The sequence below is a fragment of the Algoriphagus machipongonensis genome, from assembly GCF_000166275.1.
In the GTDB taxonomy this organism is placed as follows: Bacteria; Bacteroidota; Bacteroidia; order Cytophagales; family Cyclobacteriaceae; genus Algoriphagus; species Algoriphagus machipongonensis.
This window is the reverse complement of record NZ_CM001023.1, coordinates 3,924,765-3,949,977: the sequence shown is the minus strand read 5'-3', so window position 1 is coordinate 3,949,977 and position 25,213 is coordinate 3,924,765. Positions and strand designations below refer to the sequence as shown.

The 25,213-nt window shown below is 37.9% G+C and carries 20 protein-coding genes; 7 read left to right on the top strand and 13 right to left on the bottom strand.

Features of this window, described 5'->3' with window-relative positions:
• Positions 1-164 precede the first annotated feature (164 nt).
• The 3 genes from ALPR1_RS16615 to ALPR1_RS16605 form a co-directional block, all read right to left on the bottom strand.
• Positions 165-539 (bottom strand): VOC family protein, encoded by a 375-nt coding sequence (locus tag ALPR1_RS16615; protein WP_008202437.1) that lies wholly within the window; start codon positions 537-539, stop codon positions 165-167.
• A gap of 80 nt (positions 540-619) precedes the next feature.
• Entirely contained in the window at positions 620-1,222 is a 603-nt protein-coding gene (locus ALPR1_RS16610; RefSeq protein WP_008202436.1) for a ribonuclease HII, read from the bottom strand.
• On the bottom strand, positions 1,194-3,866 hold the full coding sequence (locus ALPR1_RS16605; protein ID WP_008202435.1) for an MGH1-like glycoside hydrolase domain-containing protein: 2,673 nt from the start codon (positions 3,864-3,866) through the stop codon (positions 1,194-1,196). Before ALPR1_RS16605 ends, ALPR1_RS16610 begins: the two co-directional genes overlap by 29 nt.
• Positions 3,867-4,161: 295 nt before the next feature.
• On the opposite strand from ALPR1_RS16605, the gene ALPR1_RS16600 reads away from it, so the two are divergent.
• Both ALPR1_RS16600 and ALPR1_RS16595 read left to right on the top strand, forming a co-directional pair.
• Positions 4,162-4,530: a BlaI/MecI/CopY family transcriptional regulator gene (locus ALPR1_RS16600; RefSeq protein ID WP_008202434.1), complete on the top strand. Its 369-nt coding sequence runs from the start codon at positions 4,162-4,164 to the stop codon at positions 4,528-4,530.
• Positions 4,530-6,767 (top strand): M56 family metallopeptidase, encoded by a 2,238-nt coding sequence (locus ALPR1_RS16595; protein ID WP_008202432.1) that lies wholly within the window; start codon positions 4,530-4,532, stop codon positions 6,765-6,767. The genes ALPR1_RS16600 and ALPR1_RS16595 overlap by 1 nt, the downstream gene beginning before the upstream one ends.
• 13 nt (positions 6,768-6,780) lie before the next feature.
• On the opposite strand, the gene ALPR1_RS16590 is transcribed toward ALPR1_RS16595, so the two are convergent.
• Positions 6,781-7,902, bottom strand: a complete 1,122-nt coding sequence (locus tag ALPR1_RS16590; protein WP_008202430.1) for a glycosyltransferase family protein — start codon at positions 7,900-7,902, stop codon at positions 6,781-6,783.
• A 1-nt stretch (position 7,903) separates the two neighbouring features.
• Positions 7,904-8,770, bottom strand: coding sequence for a UDP-2,3-diacylglucosamine diphosphatase (locus ALPR1_RS16585; RefSeq protein WP_008202428.1), 867 nt, complete (start codon positions 8,768-8,770; stop codon positions 7,904-7,906).
• A gap of 336 nt (positions 8,771-9,106) precedes the next feature.
• On the opposite strand from ALPR1_RS16585, the gene ALPR1_RS16580 reads away from it, so the two are divergent.
• Complete coding sequence (locus ALPR1_RS16580; RefSeq protein WP_008202426.1) at positions 9,107-11,590, top strand: S9 family peptidase; 2,484 nt, start codon at positions 9,107-9,109, stop codon at positions 11,588-11,590.
• Between the two features lie 60 nt (positions 11,591-11,650).
• Here the strand turns inward: ALPR1_RS16580 and ALPR1_RS16575 are convergent, their stop codons facing one another.
• Complete coding sequence (locus tag ALPR1_RS16575; protein ID WP_008202424.1) at positions 11,651-12,010, bottom strand: hypothetical protein; 360 nt, start codon at positions 12,008-12,010, stop codon at positions 11,651-11,653.
• Positions 12,011-12,178: 168 nt separating this feature from the next.
• Positions 12,179-13,003: a sialate O-acetylesterase gene (locus ALPR1_RS16570; RefSeq protein ID WP_008202422.1), complete on the bottom strand. Its 825-nt coding sequence runs from the start codon at positions 13,001-13,003 to the stop codon at positions 12,179-12,181.
• Positions 13,004-13,490: 487 nt separating this feature from the next.
• On the opposite strand from ALPR1_RS16570, the gene ALPR1_RS16565 reads away from it, so the two are divergent.
• Positions 13,491-14,303, top strand: coding sequence for a hypothetical protein (locus tag ALPR1_RS16565; RefSeq protein ID WP_008202420.1), 813 nt, complete (start codon positions 13,491-13,493; stop codon positions 14,301-14,303).
• 72 nt (positions 14,304-14,375) lie between these two features.
• Here the strand turns inward: ALPR1_RS16565 and ALPR1_RS16560 are convergent, their stop codons facing one another.
• The 6 genes from ALPR1_RS16560 to ALPR1_RS16535 form a co-directional block, all read right to left on the bottom strand.
• Positions 14,376-15,905: an FG-GAP repeat domain-containing protein gene (locus ALPR1_RS16560; protein WP_008202418.1), complete on the bottom strand. Its 1,530-nt coding sequence runs from the start codon at positions 15,903-15,905 to the stop codon at positions 14,376-14,378.
• Between the two features lie 108 nt (positions 15,906-16,013).
• Complete coding sequence (locus tag ALPR1_RS16555) at positions 16,014-16,895, bottom strand: TraB/GumN family protein (RefSeq protein WP_237701577.1); 882 nt, start codon at positions 16,893-16,895, stop codon at positions 16,014-16,016.
• A 201-nt stretch (positions 16,896-17,096) separates the two neighbouring features.
• The gene (locus tag ALPR1_RS16550) at positions 17,097-17,474 is read right to left on the bottom strand and encodes a DUF3703 domain-containing protein (protein WP_008202415.1); all 378 of its coding nucleotides are present in this window, start codon (positions 17,472-17,474) and stop codon (positions 17,097-17,099) included.
• A 137-nt stretch (positions 17,475-17,611) separates the two neighbouring features.
• Positions 17,612-19,141 carry a glycosyltransferase family 39 protein gene (locus tag ALPR1_RS16545; RefSeq protein ID WP_008202414.1) on the bottom strand — a complete coding sequence of 510 codons (1,530 nt, stop codon included), beginning with the start codon at positions 19,139-19,141 and terminating at the stop codon, positions 17,612-17,614.
• A gap of 63 nt (positions 19,142-19,204) precedes the next feature.
• Positions 19,205-20,548: a sensor histidine kinase gene (locus ALPR1_RS16540; protein WP_008202413.1), complete on the bottom strand. Its 1,344-nt coding sequence runs from the start codon at positions 20,546-20,548 to the stop codon at positions 19,205-19,207.
• Positions 20,538-21,920: a sigma-54-dependent transcriptional regulator gene (locus ALPR1_RS16535; protein WP_008202412.1), complete on the bottom strand. Its 1,383-nt coding sequence runs from the start codon at positions 21,918-21,920 to the stop codon at positions 20,538-20,540. The genes ALPR1_RS16540 and ALPR1_RS16535 overlap by 11 nt, the downstream gene beginning before the upstream one ends.
• Positions 21,921-22,104: 184 nt before the next feature.
• Between ALPR1_RS16535 and ALPR1_RS16530 the strand changes: the two genes are divergently transcribed.
• The 3 genes from ALPR1_RS16530 (at position 22,105) to ALPR1_RS16520 (ending at position 25,209) form a co-directional block, all read left to right on the top strand.
• Complete coding sequence (locus ALPR1_RS16530) at positions 22,105-22,530, top strand: FKBP-type peptidyl-prolyl cis-trans isomerase (protein WP_008202411.1); 426 nt, start codon at positions 22,105-22,107, stop codon at positions 22,528-22,530.
• Positions 22,531-22,734: 204 nt separating this feature from the next.
• On the top strand, positions 22,735-24,312 hold the full coding sequence (locus ALPR1_RS16525) for a solute:sodium symporter family transporter (RefSeq protein WP_008202410.1): 1,578 nt from the start codon (positions 22,735-22,737) through the stop codon (positions 24,310-24,312).
• Between the two features lie 39 nt (positions 24,313-24,351).
• Positions 24,352-25,209 (top strand): inositol oxygenase family protein, encoded by an 858-nt coding sequence (locus ALPR1_RS16520; protein ID WP_008202409.1) that lies wholly within the window; start codon positions 24,352-24,354, stop codon positions 25,207-25,209.
• Positions 25,210-25,213 lie beyond the last annotated feature (4 nt).

Genomic DNA, 25,213 nt, shown 5'->3' with positions numbered 1-25,213 from the left:
ATCCGAAAGCTAAACAAAAATCCGGTGAAGGAAAAAATAAAGTTAGAGTTATCTAACAAAAAAGTTGAAAAAACATCAAATTCATGCATGGAAAGTCTATCAATTCTATCCTGTTGATAGCTAAGTAGCTAAGATGACAATGAAGGAATGGCTATTTAATTGGGTTATTTTAATTCTCGCTTTTGCAAGTTGAAAACGGTTCCAGCGGGATCTTGAATCCAATGCATATTCTCGGGAAGCTCCTCTAATTCATCGCAAGTCTCTACACCACTTAATTCAAGATATTTTGCGGCTTCCTCTACGTCAGGAACGGTAAGCTGTAACCAGGTTTCCGAATGTGTATAATTGTCCACACAATCCAGCCAGAGAACATTATTTCCAAAAATGACTTTGTGAGTTTTCGAGACGGTTGGGTTGGAAATTGGATATTCCTCAACCTCCAGTTTTAAAATATCCCTGTAGAATTCAACTGTTTTCTCATATTTACTTTTTGGGATTTTTATCGCAATATTAATTCCTGCCTCAAATTTTGATTCCATAGTTAGCTAGTTTATCCTATTAAAATAACTTTTTTTTATTCAGTTATTTAAGCTGTCAAATGGAAATGTTTTTTGTGCTTTTATAGGTCTAAGTCTAATTGACGGGGTAAAAGTTGGAAGCTCTTGCGGTGCCAAATGCAAGGGCCATGTTCTCTAATCCCTTCTCGGTGAGCTTTGGTGGGATAGCCCACATTTCGTTCCCAACCATAATGCGGATGTTCTAGGGCTAGCTTTTCCATTAATTCATCTCGGTAAACTTTTGCAAGGATAGATGCTGCCGCAATACTTGCAAATTTACCATCCCCTTTAATGACGCAAGTGAAGGGTAAAGTTAAATGAGATTTGAATCTGTTTCCATCGATGAGAAGGTGCTCGGGGCTAACTTCTAAACCTTCAATAGCCCGTGACATAGCCAAAAAAGAGGCATTCAAAATATTGATCTGATCAATTTCTTCCACACTGGCTTCGGCTACTTTCCAAGAAAGAGACTTTTCTTTTATTTCTTCAATAAGGTCCTGCCTCTGTTTTTTACCGAGCTTTTTGGAGTCATTGATCCATTCATTGGAATAGTCAGAAGGGAGTATTACTGCCGCAGCTACCACAGGTCCTGCCAAACAACCTCTACCCACTTCATCGCAGCCCGCTTCAATTCTATTAGCTTCTAAAAAGGGTTTTAGAGTCATGCTCTTTATCTTCTCTGATTTTGTAATATTTATGAATCATTTCAGCCACTAAACCAGTCCATCCTGTTTGGTGGGAAGCGCCTAGCCCCGCACCTTTGTCCCCATGGAAATATTCATAAAATAGAATGTAATCTTTGAAATGAGGATCTTCCTGAAACTTCTTGTTATCACTGTTAAATGGACGGTATCCATTCTCATCTCTCATAAAGATTTTCATACAACGATAGGAGAGTTCTTTGGCAATGATATCCATAGTCATGTATCTACCCGAACCTGTAGGGTACTCAATGGAAAAATCGCCTCCATAATAAAAGTCAAATTTCTTGAGGGACTCAATAATCAGGAAGTTAATCGGAAACCAAATAGGTCCTCTCCAGTTGGAATTTCCACCAAACATGACGGTATCGGATTCTCCAGGAGTGTATTTTATAGAAAGTTGGTCCCCAGCGATATTCATTGTGTAGGGATTTTCCAGATGATATTTGGAAAGTGACCGTATTCCGTATTCACTTAAGAATTCATTAGAATCCAACATCTTGTGTAAGATGCTTTTCATTCGATGCCCTCTTAATAAAGAAAATAGCCTTCTCTTATCGAATCCTGGTTGAACCCAGCTTGACACTAAAGCAGCGAGTTTGGGTTTTTCCCTTAAGAAAAACTCTAGTCGCTTTTTGAATTCAGGCAATTGATCAAATAAATCCTCCCTGATCGGTTCTACAGCGAAAAGTGGAATTAGGCCGACAATGGAACGGACCTTCATTCGTTTAGATTCCTTCCCTTTCACATGGAATACATCGTAAAAGAAGCTGTCTTCGTCATCCCATAAGGAAATTCCTTCCGCAGAGATATTACTCATGGCACCTGCTATGTATAGGAAGTGTTCAAGGAATTTTGTCGCAGTAAATTGGTAAACTTTGTTTTGTTCGCATAAATCAAGACTAATTCTCAGGAGATTCAATGAAAACATTGCCATCCAAGAAGTAGCATCTGCTTGTTCAAGTTTTCCCTGGTATTGTTGAGCGTGACTTCTGTCAAAAACTGAAATGTTGTCCAGCCCTAAGAAACCACCTTCGAATATGTTTTGTCCGTCACTATCTTTTTGATTAACCCACCAGGTGAAGTTGAGCATCAATTTATGAAGGGCTCTTTCTAGAAATTCAAAATCCCCTTTTCCTCCGTTGGCCTTTTTGTCGATTTGAAAAACTCGCTGTACTGCATAGGCATGCACAGGTGGGTTGACATCCGAAAAATTCCATTCATAAGCTGGAATCTGGCCATTGGGATGCATGTACCATTCATTAAGCAAAAGAAGAAGTTGGTCTTTGGCAAACTCGGGGTCAACTCTAGCGATAGGAATACAATGGAACGCCAAATCCCAGGCAGCATACCATGGGTATTCCCACTTGTCAGGCATAGAAATGATGTCATAATTCTGCAAGTGCTTCCAATTGCTATTTCTACCCTTTTTCCTCGAAACTGGTGGTTTATACCTTCCTGGATCTCCCTCAAGCCATCGCTCTACATCGTAATAATAAAACTGTTTTGACCACATCATTCCCCCATAGGCTTGACGTTGAATCATTTTTAGATCATCATCCGTGATCCTTTCCTGCAGTTCATTATAAAACTCATCGGCTTCTTTTTTTGCCTTTTCTAGAATGGCATCGCAAGCTTCAAGCGGTTGGTCAATAACCTGATGCGCTAAACGTAATTTTATTGTTTTGCTTTCTCCAGCCGGAATATTTAAGTGGTAAATAGCTGATGCTTTCGTTCCATAGTCATCGGGATTGATATGAGTACTGTCATCCTCAACCACATAATCATTGATGGCATCTTTTAGGTATTTCTTCTCATTGCCAATGTCATAGATCTTTTGGCGATTGGTTTCATTGTCGCAGAACTTTAACTCTGGATCATTATCGAATGAGATGGTATAATTTCCGGATTTTGGGTTGAAAGCACGGATGGTATTCTCATTGATTTTGCTCAGTTTAGGCATGAAAGGCTCATGGCCGGTAAACCAGGTCTTTCTAAACCAAACAGTAGGCATGACGCAGAGGTAAGATGCCTCAGGCCCTCTATTGTGAATAGTGGCATAGGCTACGATATCTTCCTCGTCATTTTTGGCATATTCAATGAAAATGTCAAAATATCGATCTTCCTCAAATATCCCAGTATCTATTAATTCATATTCTCGGTCAGTTTTCCCCCTCCGCTGATTTTCATCTAATAGGTCTTTGTAAGGAAATTCATCCTGAGGGTACTTATACAGCATTTTCATATAGCTGTGAGTAGGAGTAGAGTCTAGGTAATAATATAATTCTTTGACGTCTTCCCCGTGGTTCCCCTGATTTCCAGTAACCCCAAAAAGTCTTTCTTTTATAAATGGATCTTTTCCATTCCAGAATCCCCAAGCCAAACATAATTTTTGCTTGTAATCAGAAATTCCTCCAATTCCTTCCTCGCCCCAGCGGTAGGCTTTGCTTCTGGCATCATCATGGGTCACATTTTCCCATGCCGATCCATCAGGACTGTAATCCTCCCGCACGGTTCCCCATTGGCGTTCTGTGAGGTATGGACCCCACTTTTTCCAATGTTTTTTCCAATCTCTATCTTCCTGTAAACGTATTTTTTCAGCTACCATGGTTAAAATCAAATGAGCTAGATTCGAAATTATGATTTTATTAGGATAATGGGATGTTATTGAAGCTAGTGTTTAAAAAAATGACCATTTATTTTTTCTAATTTCAATAATTACGTGGATTTATTCAATTCTATGCTTTCTAAATACTTGAAACTTAGAATAAATGTTTATGCTGATAGAATAGAAATTTGATTTCTGAAATAACAGGTATTCTACATTTGTAGAATATTTTTTTGATCTACGTTTGTAGAATAAGAAAATTGATCTACATTTGTAGAGTAAACGAAATCAAAAGATGAAACTATCTAGAACTGAAGAGGAATTAATGAATCATTTGTGGAAGCTAAAAAAAGCTTTCATGAAAGACTTGTTGGATGAATATCCGGATCCAAAACCTGCGCCAACAACCATTTCAACACTTTTAAAACGGATGCAGGATAAAGAATTCGTAGGCTATACTGCTCAAGGTAAATCTCGAGAATATTTCCCTTTGGTTTCAAAAGAGAACTATTTCTCCAAGCATATCAAAGGGTTGATAAAGAATTTTTTTAATGATTCACCCGCACAATTTGCTTCCTTTTTTACCAATAAAGCAGACTTTACAGCAGCTGAATTGGAGGATTTAAAAGAAATTATTGAGGGGAAACTTAAACAGAAGAAATAATGGAGTATCTATTAAAATCCATGCTATGCCTGGTCATTTTATTATTGATTCACAGGCTGTTTTTACAAAAGGAGGTAATGCACCAATTCAATCGCTTTTTCTTACTTGGCGCTGTAGTATTCTCATTTATTATTCCATTCAATTCGATTGAGGTAGCTTCAGAAAAAGAAGAAGTAGCTTATACTGATACTGTTGAAACAGAGTTTTCAAATGAGTTTGTCCTTCCGGAACAAAGCATCACTTCGACAAATTTTGCTGTAGAAACCTCCAATACTTCCATTCAACCCATTCCTTGGAATGAGATTTTGTGGAGTATTTATGGACTGATTACCCTTGGGTTTCTGATCCGATTCATCCGGAATATCAAGCTGATTTTAGATCAAGCTCATCAAAACCTCCAAGTAATTTATAAAGGAATAACATTGGTCTTAATTCCAAAAGCCTCATTACCCTTTTCTTTTTTGAGTTATGTTTTTGTTTCAAAAACTGATTTTGAAAACGGGGAATTAACTGATGCAATCATTGAACATGAGTACACTCATGTCAAAGAAGGTCACAGCTATGATATTTTATTCCTTGAGTTCCTATTGATTCCATTTTGGTTTCACCCAGGCTTGTATTTGGCCAAACATGCGATCCGCTTAAATCATGAATTCATAGCAGATCAAAAGGCTCTAAAAACCACCTCACTCGATACTTATCAAAAGATGTTGCTAGCCTTAGCAAGTCAGGAGGTTCGGTTTTCCTTAGTCAGTAATTTGAATTTTTCTCTCACCAAAAAAAGATTGAAAATGATGAACAAACAATCCGATCCATTTCAGAAATGGCTCAAATTGCTCGTAATGATTCCTGTTTTGGGAGCGATGGTATATGTGTTTAGTGAGAAGGTGGAGGCACAAGCTACCGAAGCCCCGATTGAATCTAAAGAGCAGTCGACAATTGAAAATGAGATAAAAATTATTGTTTTAAACTCAAATAAATTCATTTACAATGGGGCCACTGAGGATTTTGGAGATTTGGCCGAATTGCTAAAAGCGCTAAAGTCAGATGACCTTTTGATTAATTTGTATGCTTCTTCGAATACAGAGTTGGGAGTAATTCAAGACTATCAAACGGAATTTAGAGAGGCAGGTATCAATAAAATAAAATATAGCTCTTTAGATGAAGGGGTTAAAGTGGGTTCAGATAAACCTTCTTTTGGGAAGGATAAGCATTATCGAAATGCTACATTTTTTGTTGAAAACGAGAAAAGTGAATTAGTAAAGAAATCTTATGACATGCTTTCTGATGAAGAGAAGAAGATGTTAGTTTTTGTTCCTTCTACTCCTAAGAAATCATCTCCAACTTCAGAGGAATTTGAATCATTTAAGAATTCGGAAGATTTTGCTGTTTGGCTTGATGGAAAGCATATTCAAAATACCGAGCTGGAAAAGATAAACCATTCCGAAATAGTTCACGTGTTCAATAGCTTTGTTCATACCAATGCCCGGTCTGAAAGGTTTCCACAAGAACATCAGATACATCTTTATACTGAAGAAGGTTTTGAAAAAACTTATGGGCCTAGTTCAGGTTTTACAGCCCCATTAACTAAAGAAGATAAGCTTTATCTCTACCCATCTGAAAATAGGGTGAATAGAGGGATGCCATGGCCTAAGAAGAACGATTCCCCTATTGCAGAATATCGAGAGAAACTTAAGATTTATGAACTAGATAGAAATCTTCAACCTCATTTTATAAATCGGCCTCAAGCGGAGCAACAAGAGTTACTAGCGCGGTTCTCAGAACTGGGAAGTTTATATTACAGAATTCCTTTGGAGCTTAAGCAAACTACAAAGCGTCCGGTTCATCCTTATGCACCTTTTGTGAAATTAGAATCGGAAAATGGAGTTTATTATAAATTGTGGGAGGATTTGACAGAAGATGAAAAAAGTCAGTTACCTCAGCCACCTCCGCCTGCCTCCAAAGATAGAGTGACAGCTTATCAACAGATATATTTGAAATATGAGTTGCTCAGCCAAGAGGGAAGAAAATATTCAACCAAGCCCATGGCGGACAGAGAATTAATGTTTGAATTATTCAATAGTCTTCAAGAGCAGTTTCTATCCTTGAATGCTGTGCAAAGAAGACAGGTAAAGCGTGTTAATTTTCCTTATATACCGATGGTAGAAAATGGAATGTTGTCCTTCAAAGTGGTGGATGAACTGACACCAGAGCAACGTGCCCTTGCTGGCTGTTAATGAAAATATTTCCTTATGATAATGATTGAGCCAGTAACATATCTGGTTCAGTCATTTCTTTTTTGGGAAGGATTTCCATTAAAACACTGGGCCAGGAATTACACCAATTGTGTGAATAATTAGGCCTTTCATTAGCGTTTTTGATTTCTTCTTCCAGCAATCCAAAATCAAAATTGTTTGATGTGATCCCCACTCCTGATTTCAAAGTGTCTAAGGCATTGCAGGCCTGTTCGTATTGTCCTTTGACAGGAATAACCATGACAGGTTTTCCTAAATACATGGCCTCACAGATGGATTCAAATCCAGCCGTGCAAACCAGACCTTTGCAGGAAGCCATGTCATTTAAAAAACTTTGGTCATTAACTTGATGTAAGGTTAGATTAGGCAATGGTTGCTCTGTTTCAGCTGCATCCTTTTTGTCCCAATAAGCCTTAATTTTTAAGCTTGGATATTTCTTAGCGAAAGAGATAACTTCCTTTGCATAGCCGGAATTAACCATGTAAGCCAAGAAAAAATCCTCATTTGAGATACTAAATGATTTGACTTCCGACCTTAACAACGGAGGGACAACAGTGATGTCTGCATGAATGGGATTTGCTAATCTTCGGAAGGATAGCGCGAGCTTTTTTTCTGCACCCAAAGCGGTCAACCAGGTGTTTAATTGAAAGCACTCTTTGGCAAAACCTTTGGATTCAGCAAAAGGGAAATCTGGATGCTGAGAAAGGTATTGATGTCCGATTGCCCAAAACCTAAGCTTTGGTTGGTAGGTGAAGTTGTAGATCCCTCCAAGGAGGTCGTAGAAGTTTAGAATTACCTCTGGTTTATGTTCTTTTACCACTTGATGGATTTGCTTGAGGCTTTTTAAAAACAAGCTGACTTTTTGAAGGTTTTGGAAGATGGTTTTCCCTATCAGTACTTGCTTTTCCTCTTTATCAGTAACAAAATTTGGACTTTCGACCGAGTGGATTGGGGCTAGGATTTGCTTTGAGAAAAACTCAGGGATTTTCCTTCTTTTGCTCTTCCCCACAATGACCGCTGCTAGTTCATGTCCTTCATTTCTCAATAGGTTTGAAAATGAAATGGCTTGAGTCATATGTCCTCGGCCTTCTCCCTGAACAATAAAAATAAACTTCATATCAAATCCGGAATGGTGGCTGGCCCAAGTCCTTATTTTCAGAGGAATAAAATGAGACTTCTTTAAAAGGACCAAATTGCACTTCAGGTTCTTGAATGGGTAAAATCACATGGTCTTCCGCCGATTTAAAATTGATTTCATTGTAATAAATCAATTGCCAGTTGCCCTCATGATCTTCCGCCAGAGCGCTCATGGTTTCCACCCAATCTCCTGAGTTTAAATACTGAATGCCATCAATTTCCCTGTTTTCTGCTTTGTGAATATGACCACAGATAATCCCGTCACAGCCTTTTGCTCTTGCCATTTTTGCGAGCTCTTCTTCGTATTGATCAATATAGGAAACAGCAGATTTCACCTTGCCTTTGACATATTGAGAAAGAGAAAAATAAGGTAAGCCACGCTTGATTCTATAATGATTGAGAGCGCGATTTAACCAAAGTAAAAATGTATATCCGATGTCTCCTAAGTAGGCAATCCAGCGCAGGTTGGTTGTGATGCTGTCAAAAACATCTCCATGGGTAATAAAAAATTTCTTCCCATTACTCTCATAAATCATATCCTGAATGATAGATAATTTACCTATTTGTAAGGGGAGAATTTGATCTAAGAAGTCATCATGATTTCCTCTCAAATAGAAAACTTTGGTGTCATGGTTTTCCATCATTTTGATGACTTTGTTGAAAAATCGAGTGTGCTTCCTTTTCCAAGAACCAGATTTTTTAAGTTGCCACCCATCAATGATGTCACCGTTTAAAATGAGGTTTTCGCATTCGTATTGTTTAAGGAAACGAACTATTTCCTTTGATTTTGAGCCTTTGGTTCCCAAATGCACATCGGAAACGACGATTGTTTTGAATTTGGTTTTCACGCTTCTGGTTTTAGTTGAAAGGTAAAGCCTGAGTTTGAACCCTTTATAATTCAAATATTAATAAATGGGTAATAATTAACGGGTTAGGTTATTTAATGTAACCCCAATGTTAAAAAGCTGTGAAAAAGGCCGTCCTATCCCTGATTTTAATCAAATACCTCCATTTATTCAGGAACTATTCTTTCTTAAAAGGAGGAGGTTAATTTAATATTTTGGAATATTCACCATGTCAAAAGCTTGAAAATGATTTAATAAGTAAGTTCTTGGAAATTTTATATCAGTGGTTCAATATTAAATTTTGCAATAAGTTAGATTCGTTTTCCCAAATAGAATACTATGAAAAACACTTTACTCACAATAGCACTGCTATTAATCTTTCAGCAAAGTTATTCGCAGGAAAAAGTCTATCCAGGCAATTATGAGCTTGCTGCGAGATTCTCTCCTGAGAAAATGCGCAAAATGGTTTTCTCCACTTCGGTATCACCTCACTGGCTTAAAAAGTCAGATAAGTTTTGGTATGAATACAAGACTAGCGAAGGCAACAATTGGTATTTGGTAGATCCTGCGAGAAAGTCAAAAACAGCACTTTTTGACAAGGATAAACTGGCGATGGAAATCACCAAAATCATGAAAGACCCGGTCGATGGGCAGCATCTGGATTTGGATGATCTTAAATTTATGGAGGATGAAAACACTATCCGATTCAAGATCAAAGGAACCGAAGAGGTTTTAAAAAAGGACTGGGCAGAAATAAAGGAAAAGAATAAGAATGCTAAGGATTCTTTAGAGAAAAAGACTTTTGTTTTTCAATACAATATCGGCAATCAGCAATTGGTAGAAATAACCGATGCTGAAGAGGATCCCAAGCGACTTTCATGGGCTTCCATAGCTCCAGATTCATCTAAGATCGTTTTTGCGAAGCATAATAACCTGTATTGGATGGATAAGGAAAATTTCCTGAAAGCTGCTAAAGATGAAAAGGATAGTACCATCGTTGAGAATCAAATCACTGAGGATGGTGAAGAGGATTTTGGCTATGGTTTTTCTGGTAGAGGTGATGACAATGTGGAAGTAGAGAAAAACAAGGATAAGAGAAAGCGAGCTTATATTCTTTGGAGTGAAGATTCAGAGGAATTCATAACGCAAAGATCAGATGAAAGAAAAGTGAAAGATCTATGGGTTTTGCATAACACAAGAGACCCTCGCCCTACTTTGGAAACTTATAAATATGCCATGCCAGGCGAGAAAGAGCAGCCGATTTCTTACTTGTATCATTATTCATTTGAGTCTGAAGAAATGAAGAATTTGCCAGTGGCCACCTTCAAAGATCAATCAATTTCACTTTGGTCTACTCCTGCGCCTGCAAATGCAAGAGATGATGATTTTAGAGCAAGTACATGGCTTGGTGATGAAGATGAATTTTACTTTGGTATCACTTCCAGAGACTTGAAGAAAGTAGACATTGTACGCTGGAACTTATCCACAGATTCAAAAGAGGTGGTTATTGAAGAAAGAAGCAATACCTATATTGATTTAAGCAGACCAGAATTGGTAAATGGGGGAGAGGAATTGATTTTTTGGTCTGAGCGTGACGGATGGGGCCATTTTTATTTATATGCTAAAGATGGGACTCTCAAAAGACAGTTAACCTCAGGCGCATTTCACAGTGATCGTGTAGAGAGAGTGGATGAAGATGGGAGAAGATTGTTTTTTGTTGCCAATGGTCGTGAAGAAGGAGAAGATCCTTATTACGAACATTTATACTCGGTGTCCTTGGACGGAGGACCCATCAGATTATTAAATGAGGGAGATTTTAATCATTCTTCAGATATGAATGATGCAGGGACATTTTTTGTCAATAACTATTCAAGAGTGAATACGACCCCAGTGTCTGTATTGCAGGATAGAAATGGTGCAAAAGTGATGGATCTAGAAACAGCTGATTTGTCTCAACTATTTGCTGCAGGATATCAATTTCCAGAGCCTTTTACCTTTAAGGCAGATGATGGGATTACCGATTTGTACGGGGTAATGTATAAACCATTTGATTTTGACTCTACCCGCAAATATCCAATCATAGAGTATGTTTATCCTGGTCCTCAAACAGAAGCAGTGAATAAGTCCTTTTCACCAAGATTGGATCGAACGGACCGGTTGGCACAATTTGGTTTTGTGGTCATTACCTTAGGAAATAGAGGGGGGCACCCTGGAAGATCTAAATGGTATCATAATTATGGTTATGGAGATTTAAGAGATTATGGGTTGGCAGATAAGAAAGTTGCCATTGAGCAGTTGGCCGACAGACATGATTTCATAGACAAGTCAAAAGTGGGAATCCATGGGCATTCTGGTGGAGGATTTATGTCCACAGCTGCGATGTTGGTTTATCCTGATATTTTCAAGGTGGCAGTTTCCTCTGCGGGCAATCATGAAAACAATATCTACAACCGTTGGTGGTCAGAAAAGCACCATGGTGTGAAAGAGCAGATTTCTCCAAAGGGGGATACAACTTTTGTATACCAGATTGAGAAGAATCCAGACTTAGCAAAAAACCTAAAAGGTCACTTGATGCTTTCTCATGGTGATGTGGATAATAACGTTCACCCGGCAAATACCATTCGTATGGCGAATGCTTTGATCAAGGCAGGGAAGCGTTTTGATTTTGTGATGCTACCGGGTCAAAGACATGGCTTTGGTGATATGACAGAATATTTCTTCTGGAGAATGGGAGATTATTTTGTTCAGCATTTATTGGGTGATAATACACCTCCTCCGGTAGATATGCTGGAATTCCAGCGTGAAAAAGCACAAACCAAGTAGATTTTATCGGCTATTTCTACGATTAAAAGGTCTGGTTCTCATTAGAATCGGACCTTTTTTTTAGAATCTTCTGATTTTGATTCCTTCTTTTTCGATTTCAACTTCTATGCGTATCAAAACGTCAACAGCTTTACTTTTTTGTATTCCCGGTTGCCAACTGACTTCATTTTGAAAAAACTCCAATACTTGACGACAAGTGTTAGAATCTGATGGGCTGCAAGCCAAAAACTGAAAGTCTCCAGCTTTTCCATCGCAGTTGATCAAAGTTTGAAATATGATGGTTCCCGAAGAGTCAGGTGAAAAAGTGATCTTTTCTTGAAGCGTCTGAGCAATTGAATCAAAGGGAAGAGATGGTTTTGGCATCACTTCCACCACATGAAAATAACCAAGAGCTTCCCCATTTTTATAAACTGGATTCATGGAAGAACAAGCGTGACTCGTATCTTTTAATTCTTTAAAATCCTGAGATAGGACTTCAGAGCAAAAAGTGAAGGTTAGAAGAATAACAAATATTTTTTTTCATAAATAGTTGATATTTAACCTGTTGAATTTTAAAATCGAACTATTGAAATTAAAAAAATAATTAGACTATTTCGACTCGCTTAAACAATCTTTTTGAAGGTCTATCATCTTTTCCGCATAGCGCATGCCCAATACATGATAAGAATTGGAGTCAAAATGAGTACTATCTCCTTTGTGATTTAATCCATCCGATCTCACCAAATCAATGCATGGGTTTTCGCTGGCAATCTGGGAAAATGTGTCATTCATGTTTTTTGCCAATGGAGCTCTTCCATAGAAAAAATGGCCTATTTCACCCATGACAATAGGGACTGGTTCTATCCCCAAATCCTTTTGAAGAGAGTCTATCATGGCATAGAACTTTGCAGGATAGTTGGCAATGGATTCTTCATTTCTTGTATCGGACTCACCTTGATGCCATAAAATCCCTTTTAAGGTTCCATCGCCCAAAGCCTTTTTAGCTCGGTCGATCATGTCATTATAAGGAAAAGTCTTGGTTTGATTATGGATGGAATCTTTAAACCAAGCATTGATGGAGCTACCTCCAACAGCCGTTGGGATCAATCCAATTTTTACAGAAGGATTTTCATTCGCCATGATTTTTCCAAAGGTAAGACCAAGCCCAACGCCCGCTACTGGTTTGTCAAAATGCATCGGATCTCTAGCCAAAACCCAGTTCATGGTAGAATCCAGCATCCAAACTCTCGGGTGGGAGAGTGTGTCGATTGCCTCTACAAGACCTCGCCCTGCCATATTGGATTGACCCATTAGGAGGTATAAATGAAAGTTCTCTTTTTCGGATTTTTGAGATTGAGAATTATCACTTTTTTCGCTGCAAGAAGCTAAAATTGAAATGGAAAAAAGGACTGCAAAAAGACGTATTAGTTTCATTTACAAGGAGTATGGAGTGGTTTGAATATTTCTTCAAAATAGCTATAAATTAATACATAGAATCGATTTTTTGGCTTTTCTAGATTTGCTGTTCAGTATAATTCAATTGTATTTTCTTTATTCTTCTAATTATTTAAATCGTTCTGCTACAAACAGTGATGAAAGTAGATCAACTGGAAATATCTTCCCCAATTTCGGGAAAAATGACGCAGGATCAGGGGATATTTTCAACTCACATTTAAGTGTTTGGCTTTGAGCTACTATTAAATCAATTTTAATTATTTGATTAAAATTTGGCCTTAAATCTTAAAAAAAGGAATCACCTTGAGTATTTTCGTGTCTTAATGAATCAAAATCAAAGATTGTTGGTTTAAAAACTGTTGAAATTACTTTAAAATCGACCCGGTATTTTTTCTTTATAGTACTGGAATAGCCTTTGTGCAAATTTTAGAAAATGAAAAAGAACTTATTTCAAAAATCGAAAATTATGAATGTTAAAATATTAGGTACAGCTGCGGCGGTATTGTTAATGACTGCAAGTTGCGGTACGAAAAGTACAGAAAATGAGGAAGCAATGGGTGCAGAGACTGAAATGAGTGCTGAATCTACTCCTGCCACAATCACTATCGAGAAATTCACGGATTCACCAGCTTATGCCAGTTCATCTTTGAAATTATCACAACCAAGTAATTTGACAATTGGAGCTGCGGGTGAAGTTGATTTTGCTTTCGAGGTAGGAGATTACGAATTAGGAGCTCAAACAGAAAAAAATGGTGTAGCTAGTATGCTAGCCAATTCAGGAAAAGGTCAGCATATCCACTTTATCATGGATAATGATCCTTATTCTGCGCATTATGAGCCTGAGTTTAAAAAGGAGGTTTCCGAAGGAACGCATTATTTGGTGGCCTTCTTAAGTAGATCTTACCATGAGTCTGTGAAAAACGCCGATTCATTTGTTGCAAAAAAGATTGTAGTAGGTGATGCAGGAGATGATCAAGGTGTTGACTTGGAAAAGCCAACAATGATCTATAGCCGTCCAAAAGGTGAATACAGCGGAGCTGACACAGAGAACTTAATGTTGGATTTCTTCTTATTGAATACTACACTTTCTGAAGATGGTAACAAAGTAAGAGCTACTATTAATGGTCAAGAATTTATGATCACCGAATGGTCTCCATATATCATCAAAGGTCTTCCAAAAGGAGAAGTAACTATCAAATTGGAGCTGTTGGATTCAGCTGGAAATTTAATTCCAGGTGGATTTAATGAAGTGACAAGAACAGTTACTTTGGCTGATTAATTGGGATAATTTTCCTTTTAAAACTCCGTGCAAATCATTTTGTGCGGAGTTTTTTTTATTCCTAATCTGACTTCAGTATTTGTTGTTTTCTAGAATCAAGACATTGGGTATTTCCTCAACTCCCTGAATAAGGAGTTTTGTGAATTCTAATACATTATGTGAATAGGCTCCCAAAACAATATCTGAGTCACCATCTGCGTCTATATCTCCCACATCCATCGTCAACCATTTTCCCAAGGCTGCTTCGGGAACACTTTTCGGTTTGAATACCATGTTTCCGAGATTCTCAAAAAGCAAAAACTGGTGTTCGGGGTTGTCTAATTCATCATAAAAAGCGATAGTCGCTAAGTCAAGATCACCATCATCATCAAAATCTAAGCTCATTACCTTGGTAGCTCCATATTGGGGATAAAACCATGATTCTTCAAAGTTTTCTCCTCCCAGATTTTCATAAATGCGAAAGCCATGGTAAGGTTTTAAAACGGAGGAATAGTCCCAGTTATCTCCATTGCTAATCAAAAGGTCCAGCTTTCCATCTGCGTTCATATCCCGCATTTCAAAGTAACTAGAGCCCATTAAAGGTGAAAATCTGAGTAATATTTTTTCACTTTCGAATTGTCCCTTTCCTTGATTATAAAAAACAGAGAAGCGTTCATTTCCTTGACAAAAGAGGGCCAAAATATCAAGCTTCCCATCTTGATTCAAGTCGACCACTTCCACTTTTCTTGCACCTGCTCCCCCAAGAATTTGTGGATTAGTGGTGAAGTCTCCGTCCATAAAAAGAGATATATTTCCACCATGGTTTCCATAATTACATAGGATGAAGTCTGGTATACCATCATTTTCAAGATCTGCCCAAATTCCGTAAACTGGCCTTGAAAGCTCATCTTTCACCTGATTCCAAGAATTAGAGTTTAAATCCATCTCATAAAGTGCTCCTTGAGAAAGGTCACTTGGTGCAATTGAACCTATGGAAAGGAAGTTATAAGTATTTGGGCTCTTCTTAATATAATGTACTGCAGGGCTGCTGGTGGGAGGTAAGGTAAACAGTTCGTCATTTTGAACTTTTACGTAGAGTTGGTTGGTGTTAGCATCAGAAATAATCAATTCCTTTCTTTCCTCATTTATGGCAACAAGGCTGGTCATTGGACTTTTTATTCCTTCTATAAATAACTTTTTTGGAGTAAAGCCTTGTAATGTCTCAGGTAGATCTTTTGGTTTTTGCGGAGCTAATTTAATGGGTGCTTCAGCTAGGTAATAATTGACGATCTCTTTATAATCTTCTTTGCTAAGTAGACTTCTGGAAGGGTAGACTCCTAGTTTTTTAAGCTGGGCAATTTCTTCTGCAGGTTTATTCTCCCAAACTCCTAGGGTATCTTGGGCTGACTTGATTCCCATAAAAGCGGCCATTTGAGGTAGTACTTGTTTTCTCCAAATTTCTTTAGGTAATAAGCTTGGAGCAGGGAAGGAATGGCATGAGGCGCAATAACTTTCTGCTAGAACTTTTCCTTTGAGTGGATGAGTGTCTTGCGCTTGAATTGCATAGGTGCTAAATAAGAGCCCAATAAAAGTTAGTGATTTTTTAATAGGGATAAGAGTCATTTTTAATAGTCATTGGATCTCTAACTTTTCCTATTTCTCAAAATGTGGAAGTGTTTTTCTTTAGCTAATGTCATTAGAAAATCTTTATTTCTTCTCCTTTTCGAGATTTCATTTTAAACTAATTGGGGATACAATAAAGCCTTTGTTTTGAAGCTGGTTGATTAACCCACAATCGTACATAAGATGGCTTAGACCCACAACGATGAAGCAGTTTTTGGAAAGCATTTCCCCTTCGAGAGTTTTCATCCATTTATCATTCCTATCCTTGAGAACCAGTGTGTTTTCACAAGGATTTTCCAGTTCATAATCGATGTCCATTTGAGCATACCATTCAGACTGACCACAATAGGTGGTATTTCTAGACTTTATCTTTTCTATAATATTTGCGAGTCTTTTTTTATGGACTTTAGTTGGCAATCCCGCTACATCCTGATTGATAAGCTCTATTTGGTCCTCGGTAGTTTCAAGGCCTTTGAGCTCAATACCTTGCTCTTTTGCCTTCAGCCCGATATAATCATCCAGAGTTAATGATGTATCTGTTTCTTCCCTGTCAATACATATCTGTTGAGTAAAATACCTATTTAGGAAAGTATACATCTCAGCAGCAGTCATTTTTTGGTAGTTCGTAGGGCTTGAATAAAATAGTAATTCGATGAAAGCCAAATCATTTTTATTCAAGAGCTTTTTCCATTCTGTGATTTTCGAACGGCTATTGATGATGTCTTCCGCCAAATGGCCTGGGATATTTAGATTTTCTTTAATCAGTAGGTCACTTCTATTTAAGGCATCATTGGCATCAGATAATGAGTCAAAAAAGGATTTTCCAAATGCATGATGCGTTCCAAATAAAAAGGAAGTGTATTGAGTTTCCGGGTTGGTAACTTTAAAAAGTATGGTCTGAACAGAAAGAAGGTTTTGATCATTTTGACCAAATGTCATCCTAGAACTGAGTAGGAGTAAGGAGTAAATCAATAACTGTTTCAATGACATTTGATTCATTTAATAGATTCAACACTCGGAGATCAAAGGGGGTTTAACTTAATAATATTTTTTTGAAATAAGTGTGATGAGATTTCCCTACAAAGAAAGAATAATTGAGTAGAGGTTTATAAACTTCGGATGAAACCCAAAAAGGTTGATTAAATAAAAAAGACTGCAAACTTCTTGCTTTAAGAAAAGTCAATTTGAAACCTAAGATGGGCTTAATCCTGCTTTCATGAAAATTTCTTTTATTTCCTGTTCTATTGGGAATGGTTTTAAGGGCGGGACATTCGCTCCACCAGGATTACCTTCGGGTATTTTGCCAACAAAAGATTTGACACCTCCGACGATAAGCCTCGGTATCTGCCCCAGAATTTCTTTTCCACTTTTTATTTTAAACCCAAATTGAAGCATTTTCCAGTGAGCATAACTATGGTTGTAAGGGTATCTTTGACCTATGATATGAGCTCGCTCCAAATGGTTCCAGGCTTTATTTAAATCCCCACCTTCAAGTGCCAAATAATACTTTTCAATTTCTGAATCGTAGTAGGGCTTTAGACTTTTGGGGATTGCGGTATAAAATTTCATTTCTGCCTTTATTTAAAATTCAGGATTTTTTGATAAGTAAAAATACTTGGTGAGAGATCTTCTAAGTTGAAATTAAGAAAAAGAGTCTGAACTTGACTCGATGATCTTTCTGAAAGGATATAGTTTTAAAGATCTGTTTAATAACCTACAAACTCTGCTTTCTTTTCTTTGACCTCATTTGTTAAAATCTCATTGATATCGGTTTTAGCTCCAATCAACAAATGAACTTTAGTGCCTACTTCTCTTGCATTGGGATCAGTGATACTACCTATGGCTTCGGACTGATCAAAGAAAGATATCTCACGTTCTGAAATTATATCCGTGGCCTCTCTCACCAAAATCACATTTTTTATTTCTCTACTCAAATCAAGCCAATTGACATAATCTGCACTCATGGTGATGGCCTGTAGTCCTTTGGTTTTTGAATAAAAATTGATAGCACCTGCTTGCCCATAATTATCACAAATAATCAATGTGTATTCATCTGATGGAGCTTTGGCGTAAGCTTGATCTACCAACTCAGCTAGTTCTTTCCAGCCCAGCATATCTGCAAAATCCTGAGGAATGGAATGTGTTTTTCCATCTTCCCAAGTAGTTAAATTCAAGTCTATATTCTCTTCATAGACCTTTTTTAATTTATCAGGGGAATGAATTGGGAATATCAATGGACAAATCCATACAAATACTGCAATAGGGATGAGGTAGGTTATGGGCTTTAGATACCGAAGCCATCCTACGGCTAAGATTTTTGAAAGGTAAATAGAACCGAATACGAAAAGGATAGGATAGAGGCCTATCGCATAGTAGGCTTTTGCCCTGAAATAGGCGAAAATTGCTAGCGTAAAAAAGAGTGAAAAGAATAAATACCGGTAGTTTTTAAATGGAGGGAAAGTGAAAAAAGAAATGAGTGAAGCAATTAAAATAAAAATGGAACCTATAAAAAATAGAGGTTGCTCCGTAAGGAATTCCACCCGGTTTACATTGACTAGCTGAAACTGACTTAGCATTCTCATGTGCCATATGACAGGAAAGTCATTGATGACTTGCCAAATAATGTTAGGCAGTGCAATGATCAACCCCAAACCAAGACCTCCATATAAATGAGGGTTTTTGAAAATCTTTCTTTGTGGGGTGCAAAGTAAACCCAATGCTAACCCTAGAGCCAAAAATAGTACCGTGTATTTATTGAGGAAGCCAAAACCAAAACCGACTCCCATCCAATAAAGCCAAATGGTTTTGTTGCTTTTGAAATAACTGATGAGGGAAAAGTAGACAAATGTCCAGGCAAGAATATCAAATGAATTAGGTTGGAAGAGGATATTTAGCCTTGCCAAAGCAGAAAAAAGTAATGCTGTGGCTGCCAAGGTACACGCAAACAAAGTTCCTCCGAGCTTTTCTATGGCTTTCCAAACCAAGACGATGGTTAATGCTCCAAAAAGGGCGGGGAAGAATTTGACCCAAAATTCCGATTTCCCCAAAAGGTAAATAACATAGGAAAACCAAGAAGTGACAGGGGGTACTGAAATATAGCCCCATGCTAAGTGATGAGCTTGGTCTAAATGCAAAAACTCATCCCGATGCAGTTCATAGCCATCATCTATTAGCAAGTATTGTAAGACAAACTTGAGTAAGACAAAGCTGGCTAATAAAAAGTTTTGCTTGTTCACAGAATTTAGCTAATGGTTAGTGAGGAAGTCATATACCGTGTTCTCTGCTTGAAGAAAAATGGTTTACCCGTTAAAAATCAATTTAAATGTCGTGCCTTCTCCTTGAATGGATCTCACTTGGATATTTCCTTTATGTCTTCGCATGATTTGCTTGGAAAGACTCAGGCCTATTCCAGAACCTTTCTTCTTCGTAGTAAAGAACGGAATGAAAATTTTCGATAGAGCTTCTTCTTCAATGCCTTTTCCAGTATCACTTACTTCAAGAATAATTTTTCCTGCCTCATCTATGAAAGCCCTTAGCGTGATTATTTTGTTTTCGCAATCTTCTACAGCATGAATTGCATTTTGAGCTAAGTTGATCAATACCTGTTCAATTTGAGTCTGATCACCGAATAGAATGAGCTCAGGTGGATTTAACTCTTTATGCAAGCTGACTTGTTTTGCTTCCAATTGGTGGGCTAAGAGAGTTTCTAGCTGATCAAATAATTTGGAGATTCCGATGCTGCTGAATTTAGGGGCAGGAATATGAGCAAGGCTTCTGAAGTCCGAAACAAAATTGATCAAACCTTCGCTTCGTTTTTCGATAGTACTTATCCCCATAAGGTAGTCTTCCATATCGGAAGGACTCACTGGGCTAATCTCATCCATTTTGGACTCAATATCTCCTTTTATCGTGCCTGCTAAAGAAGAGATTGGAGCTATGGAATTCATGATTTCATGAGTCAATATCTTGACAAGATTTTGCCAAGCTTCCATTTCTTTTTCTTCCAGTTCTGACTGAATGTTCTGAAGTGAGACCAATTTAAATTTCTCGCCTCTCATCAATAGCTCAATGACATATACCGAAAGCTGCATGATTCCATCTGGATGCGCTATTTTGATAAGTTCAGAACCACCAGTTCGAAGGTTGTGGATGGCAAGGTGAAGTTCCTTGTTGATCATTTCTACCTCAGAAATGTTCTTCAATTCTTCAACATCCAGTATTCTTTTTGCGGCAGTATTGACAATTTGAATCTCACCATTTTCTCCAAATGTGATTAAGCCAATGCTGAGGTGTTTAAAAACTGATCGGAAATATTGGTAGTTGGCTTCTTTTTCAACTTGGTCTTCTTTCAGCTTTGCCAGTATGGCATTGAATTCAATATGCAAGTCATCTGTTTCGGTTCCATCAAATTTGACTGGGTATAATTCCGAATAATTATCCTGTTTGATATTGTCCAGAAAGACACGCACTTTTTTGAAGGAGCTCTCTGAGTATTTAAGTAAAAAGATGATTTGGATCACTACCAAAATCAAGAAGAGAGAGATCATAAAGACACCCCAATCATTGAAAATTGTGTAGGCCAATAGGAAGAGATTAGCGGCTAGAAAGGCGATTCTACCCAGTAAGCCAACTTTATAATCCATATTTTTCTAATCTTCTGTAAAGAGATGCTCTAGTTAGGCCTAGCTCTTTAGCAGCTTTTGAAATGTTTCCTCCGTTTTTATCGATCGCTCTCTGAATCGTACTTCTTTCCATATCGTCCAGATTCAAAGTGTTGTTAGCAGGAGCTTTTTCGGATGCAGGTTTTGCAGAAAGGAAGAAGAAATCTCTAGAATCCAGTTCATCGCCTTCGGCCATGATAATTGCTCTTTCAATAGCATGCTGAAGCTCACGGATGTTTCCTGGCCAATTGTATCGTTGAAGGAGTTCCATTGCAGAAGGTTTGAAACCTTCGAAGTTTTTGCGGTATTTCTGTGAGTAAGACTTTAGAAAATGGTTTGCCAAAAGTGGAATATCATCCTGTCTTTCTCTCAGTGGAGGAAGGAAAATTTCTACCGTGTTGATCCTATAGAGTAAATCTTGTCTAAAGGTATTTTCCATGACCATTTCATGTACATGCATGTTGGTAGCACATATCAATCTGATATCTACAGGAATAGCTTTATTGGTACCGATTCTGGTTACTTCTCTTCTTTGCAATACAGTTAAAAGCTTGGACTGTAAAGGCATGGAAAGGTTTCCTATTTCATCTAAAAATAGGGTTCCTTTATCAGCTACTTCAAAACGACCTGCTCGGTCATCTTTGGCGTCCGTGAAAGCACCTCTTTTATGGCCAAAAAGCTCGGATTCGAATAGGGTTTCCGTTATTGCTCCCATATCCACACCCACGAAAATCTCATCGTTACGGTGAGAACGATCATGTATAGCTCTTGCAATTAACTCTTTACCTGTACCATTTTCACCCAAAATCAACACATTGGCATCTGTCTGAGCTACCTTGTCAATGATGGAGAAAATATTTTTCATGGAAGCACTCTGACCAATGATGTCGCTGTAAGGCTTTTTCATGTCAGACTGCATTTGTTTCTGTCTAGAACTGAGTTTTTCTACTTCCTTATAACTTTCTTTCAATTTAATCGCTGAGGAAAGTGTAGCAAGCAACTTCTCGTTCTGCCAAGGTTTTAGAATAAAGTCTGTCGCACCTTCTTTCAATGCCTGCACAGCCATTTCAACATCACCAAATGCAGTGATTAAGATGACTACGGCACTAGGGTCAATTTCCTTTATTTGTTTTAGCCAGTGGAAGCCCTCTTTACCTGAAGTAGTGTCTTCCCGGAAATTCATATCCAAAAGGATGACATCATAGGAATTGTTATTGATCAAAAAAGGGATTCTTCTGGGGTCTTTTTCAATAGAAACTTCCTTTGCATGCTTTTTAAGAAGCATTTTGGCAGCAAAAAGTAGGTCTTCGTTATCGTCTATAATGAGAATTTTTCCCAGATCTTGATTTTCCATGGTTTCTTGTTTGGTCTATAGTAAGGGGAAAATGATGCCAATGCCCTCAAAAGCCCTTATAGGCTATTTTTTCGGACAGTACTGTTCATAAATGTACGTTTTTATACTGTATTCGGACAGTACTGTCCGGGTTTTATGCCCTAAAAGTTTTATGTACCTTTGTGCTTTAACCAAAAGAAATAACATGCAAGCTAAACAAGGCGATGCGGTGCAAGTGCACTACACCGGAAAATTAGAAGATGGAAGTGTTTTTGATTCTTCAGTCAATAGAGAGCCCTTAGGATTTACACTAGGTGCAGGTCAAATGATTCAAGGATTTGATGCTGCTGTCGATGGTATGGCTGTTGGCGATAAAAAGACAGTAAATATTCCTGCTGCCCAAGCCTACGGTGAGCGCAGAGATGATATGATGATTGATGTGCCTATTGAGCAGGTTCCTGCTGACATCAAGCCAGAAATTGGAATGCAATTAACACTTCAAGGGGGAAATGGTCAGCCAATGCCTGTCATCGTTACAGGATTGGATGAGAAAAAAATAACACTAGATGCTAACCACCAGTTAGCAGGAAAAGACTTGATTTTCGATATTGAGCTGGTAAAAATCGGTTAATTCGAAAATTAAATTTGATAAAAAAGGCCCTTGTTTAAGGGCCTTTTTTGGTTTAAAAACATGGCAGAAACAAGGGAAAGATGTTTGAAAACTCCTTCAAAAAGCTACTTTAAGCTATATAAAAAACGTAATCGTTTTCGTAATTCTTTTCTAGGGTTTTTAAGTATCTGAAGTATATTCGACGATTGGCTTAAACCAATTGACATGACCCTAACCATTTTATCTTTTTTAGCCTTTACATCATTCGTTGCCATATTTTCCTGGTACCAACTCCGGAAAGATAAACTAGATACTCAAGATGGCTATTTTTTAGGAGGGAAAAGCTTGAGTGGTTTGGTGATTGCCGGCTCCATGCTACTGACCAATATTTCCACTGAGCATTTGATAGGAATGAATGGCTCAGCCTATAAAAATGGTTTCATTATCATCGCATGGGAGGTGACTTCAGCCATAGCTTTGGTGATCGGTGCCTTATATTTCATCCCAAGGTTTTTAAAAATGGGGTTGACTACCATTCCTCAATATTTGGAATATAGGTTTGATAGAACTACTCGAACTTTGGTCGCTTTATTCCTTATCGTATCCTTTGTAGTTACCCTTTTGCCTATTGTTCTCTACACGGGCGCAATCAATTTAGAAAGTATTTTCAATGTTTCGGAAACCCTTGAAATAAGCCAACAAGAAGGCTTATGGTTGACTGTAATCGTCATTGGAGCCATAGGTTCTATTTACGCTATTTTTGGGGGCCTAAAAGCCGTAGCTTATTCTGATACTATCAATGGTATAGGATTGTTTTTAGGAGGCTTGCTGGTACTTGGATTTGCTTTATGGGATATTGGGAGTGGTAATTTACTCACAGGTCTAGACAAGGTGTATAAAGCTGCTCCTGAAAAATTCAATGTAATAGGTGCTAAAGACTCAGTTCTCCCATTTGAGACTTTATTTACCGGTTTGATGATAAATCAACTGTATTTCTGGTGTATGAACCAGACGATTATTCAGCGGGCATTTGGAGCTAAGAATCTGGCAGAGGCGCAAAAGGGTTTGCTTTATACCGGAATATTAAAGCTATTCGTTCCATTAATTATCATTTTGCCTGGGGTGATCGGATTTTATTATTTTGGGGACAGTCTTTATGATAATCAGGATTTAATTTACCCTGAACTTATCAAGAAAGTATTGCCAGTAGGGTTGACCGGATTCTTTGCAGCAGTAGTGATGGGAGCTGTTTTAAGTACATTCAATAGTGTGTTAAATAGCACGGCAACCATTTTCAGTTTGGGGATTTATAAAAGACATCTGAAAAAGGACGCGACGGATAAGCAGCTGGTATGGGTAGGGAAAGTTACCTCTATCGTATTGGCTATTTGTGCTATCATGACAGCTCCTTTGGTGGCTGGAGCTCCAGAAGGATTATACCAACTTTTACAGCAACTGAACGGGATATTCTTCATTCCTATTGCCTCGATTATCATTGCAGGACTTTTTCTACCTCGTATTTCTGCTTTGGGAGCAAAGGCAGGTTTATTTGTAGGGCTGGGATTTTATATTTTAACCGTATTCATATTAAAAGTAGATATTCATTTTGTACATATTTGGGGAATTGAATTCCTTCTAAACATGGCGGTCATGTTTGTCGTCTCTTATTTCTCTCCGAATACTCGAACATTTGAATTCCCTAAAACTGGACCTTTAGACTTAAATCCATGGAAATACTCTCGACTTTTGGGAGGTGTTTTGGTGATATTAACTGTAATTATTTATATCTGGCTAGGACAGTGAAATTGTTGAATGTCTGTATATTAGATTAATTTTAATGCTATGAAAAAAGTAAGCCCACATGAAATGGAAGAACTCTGGGAAGAAGACTTACTAGAGAGATATCCTGAAAATCCTGCTCCTGAAAAGGCAAAAGAGGAGTTTCGGAACTATGATGATCCCAAACGAGAAACCGTCAAGGAGTTTTACAGGCTAAACCATATCAATCAAACCTATGATTTTGTCCTTGAAAAAGAGAAAGAGTTTCTCAAGTTTGACAAGAAAGAAATCACTCTTTGGGAGGCTGTGGAGTTTTTAAATACTTTGGTAGATGATTCTGATCCGGATACAGATTTGGACCAGACACAACATTTACTTCAAACCTCAGAAGCAATTAGGGCTGATGGACATCCTGAATGGTTTGTTTTGACAGGGTTCCTGCATGACCTTGGTAAAGTTCTTTGCCTTTTTGGGGAACCTCAATGGTGTGTGGTGGGTGATACTTTTCCGGTTGGATGCCAACATTCGGATAAAATTGTTTACCCAGAATTTTTTAAACAAAATCCAGATAGCCAGGACCCCTTGCTGAATTCTAAATATGGGGTGTATAAGCCTAATTGTGGGCTAGATCAAGTGCATATGTCTTGGGGCCATGATGAATATATTTACCAAATCATGAAAGATTATTTGCCGGAAGAGGGTTTGGCAATGCTTCGTTATCATAGCTTTTATGCACAGCACAGAGAGAAGGCTTATGATCACTTAATGAATAAGGATGACCATCAATTATTTAAATGGGTGGATAAATTCAATCCTTACGATTTGTATTCGAAGGCTGCTGTTCCCCCAAATGTCAAAGAATTGCGCCCTTATTATGAAGATTTGGCAGCTAAGTTTTTGCCAGATACCTTAAAGTTTTAAACGG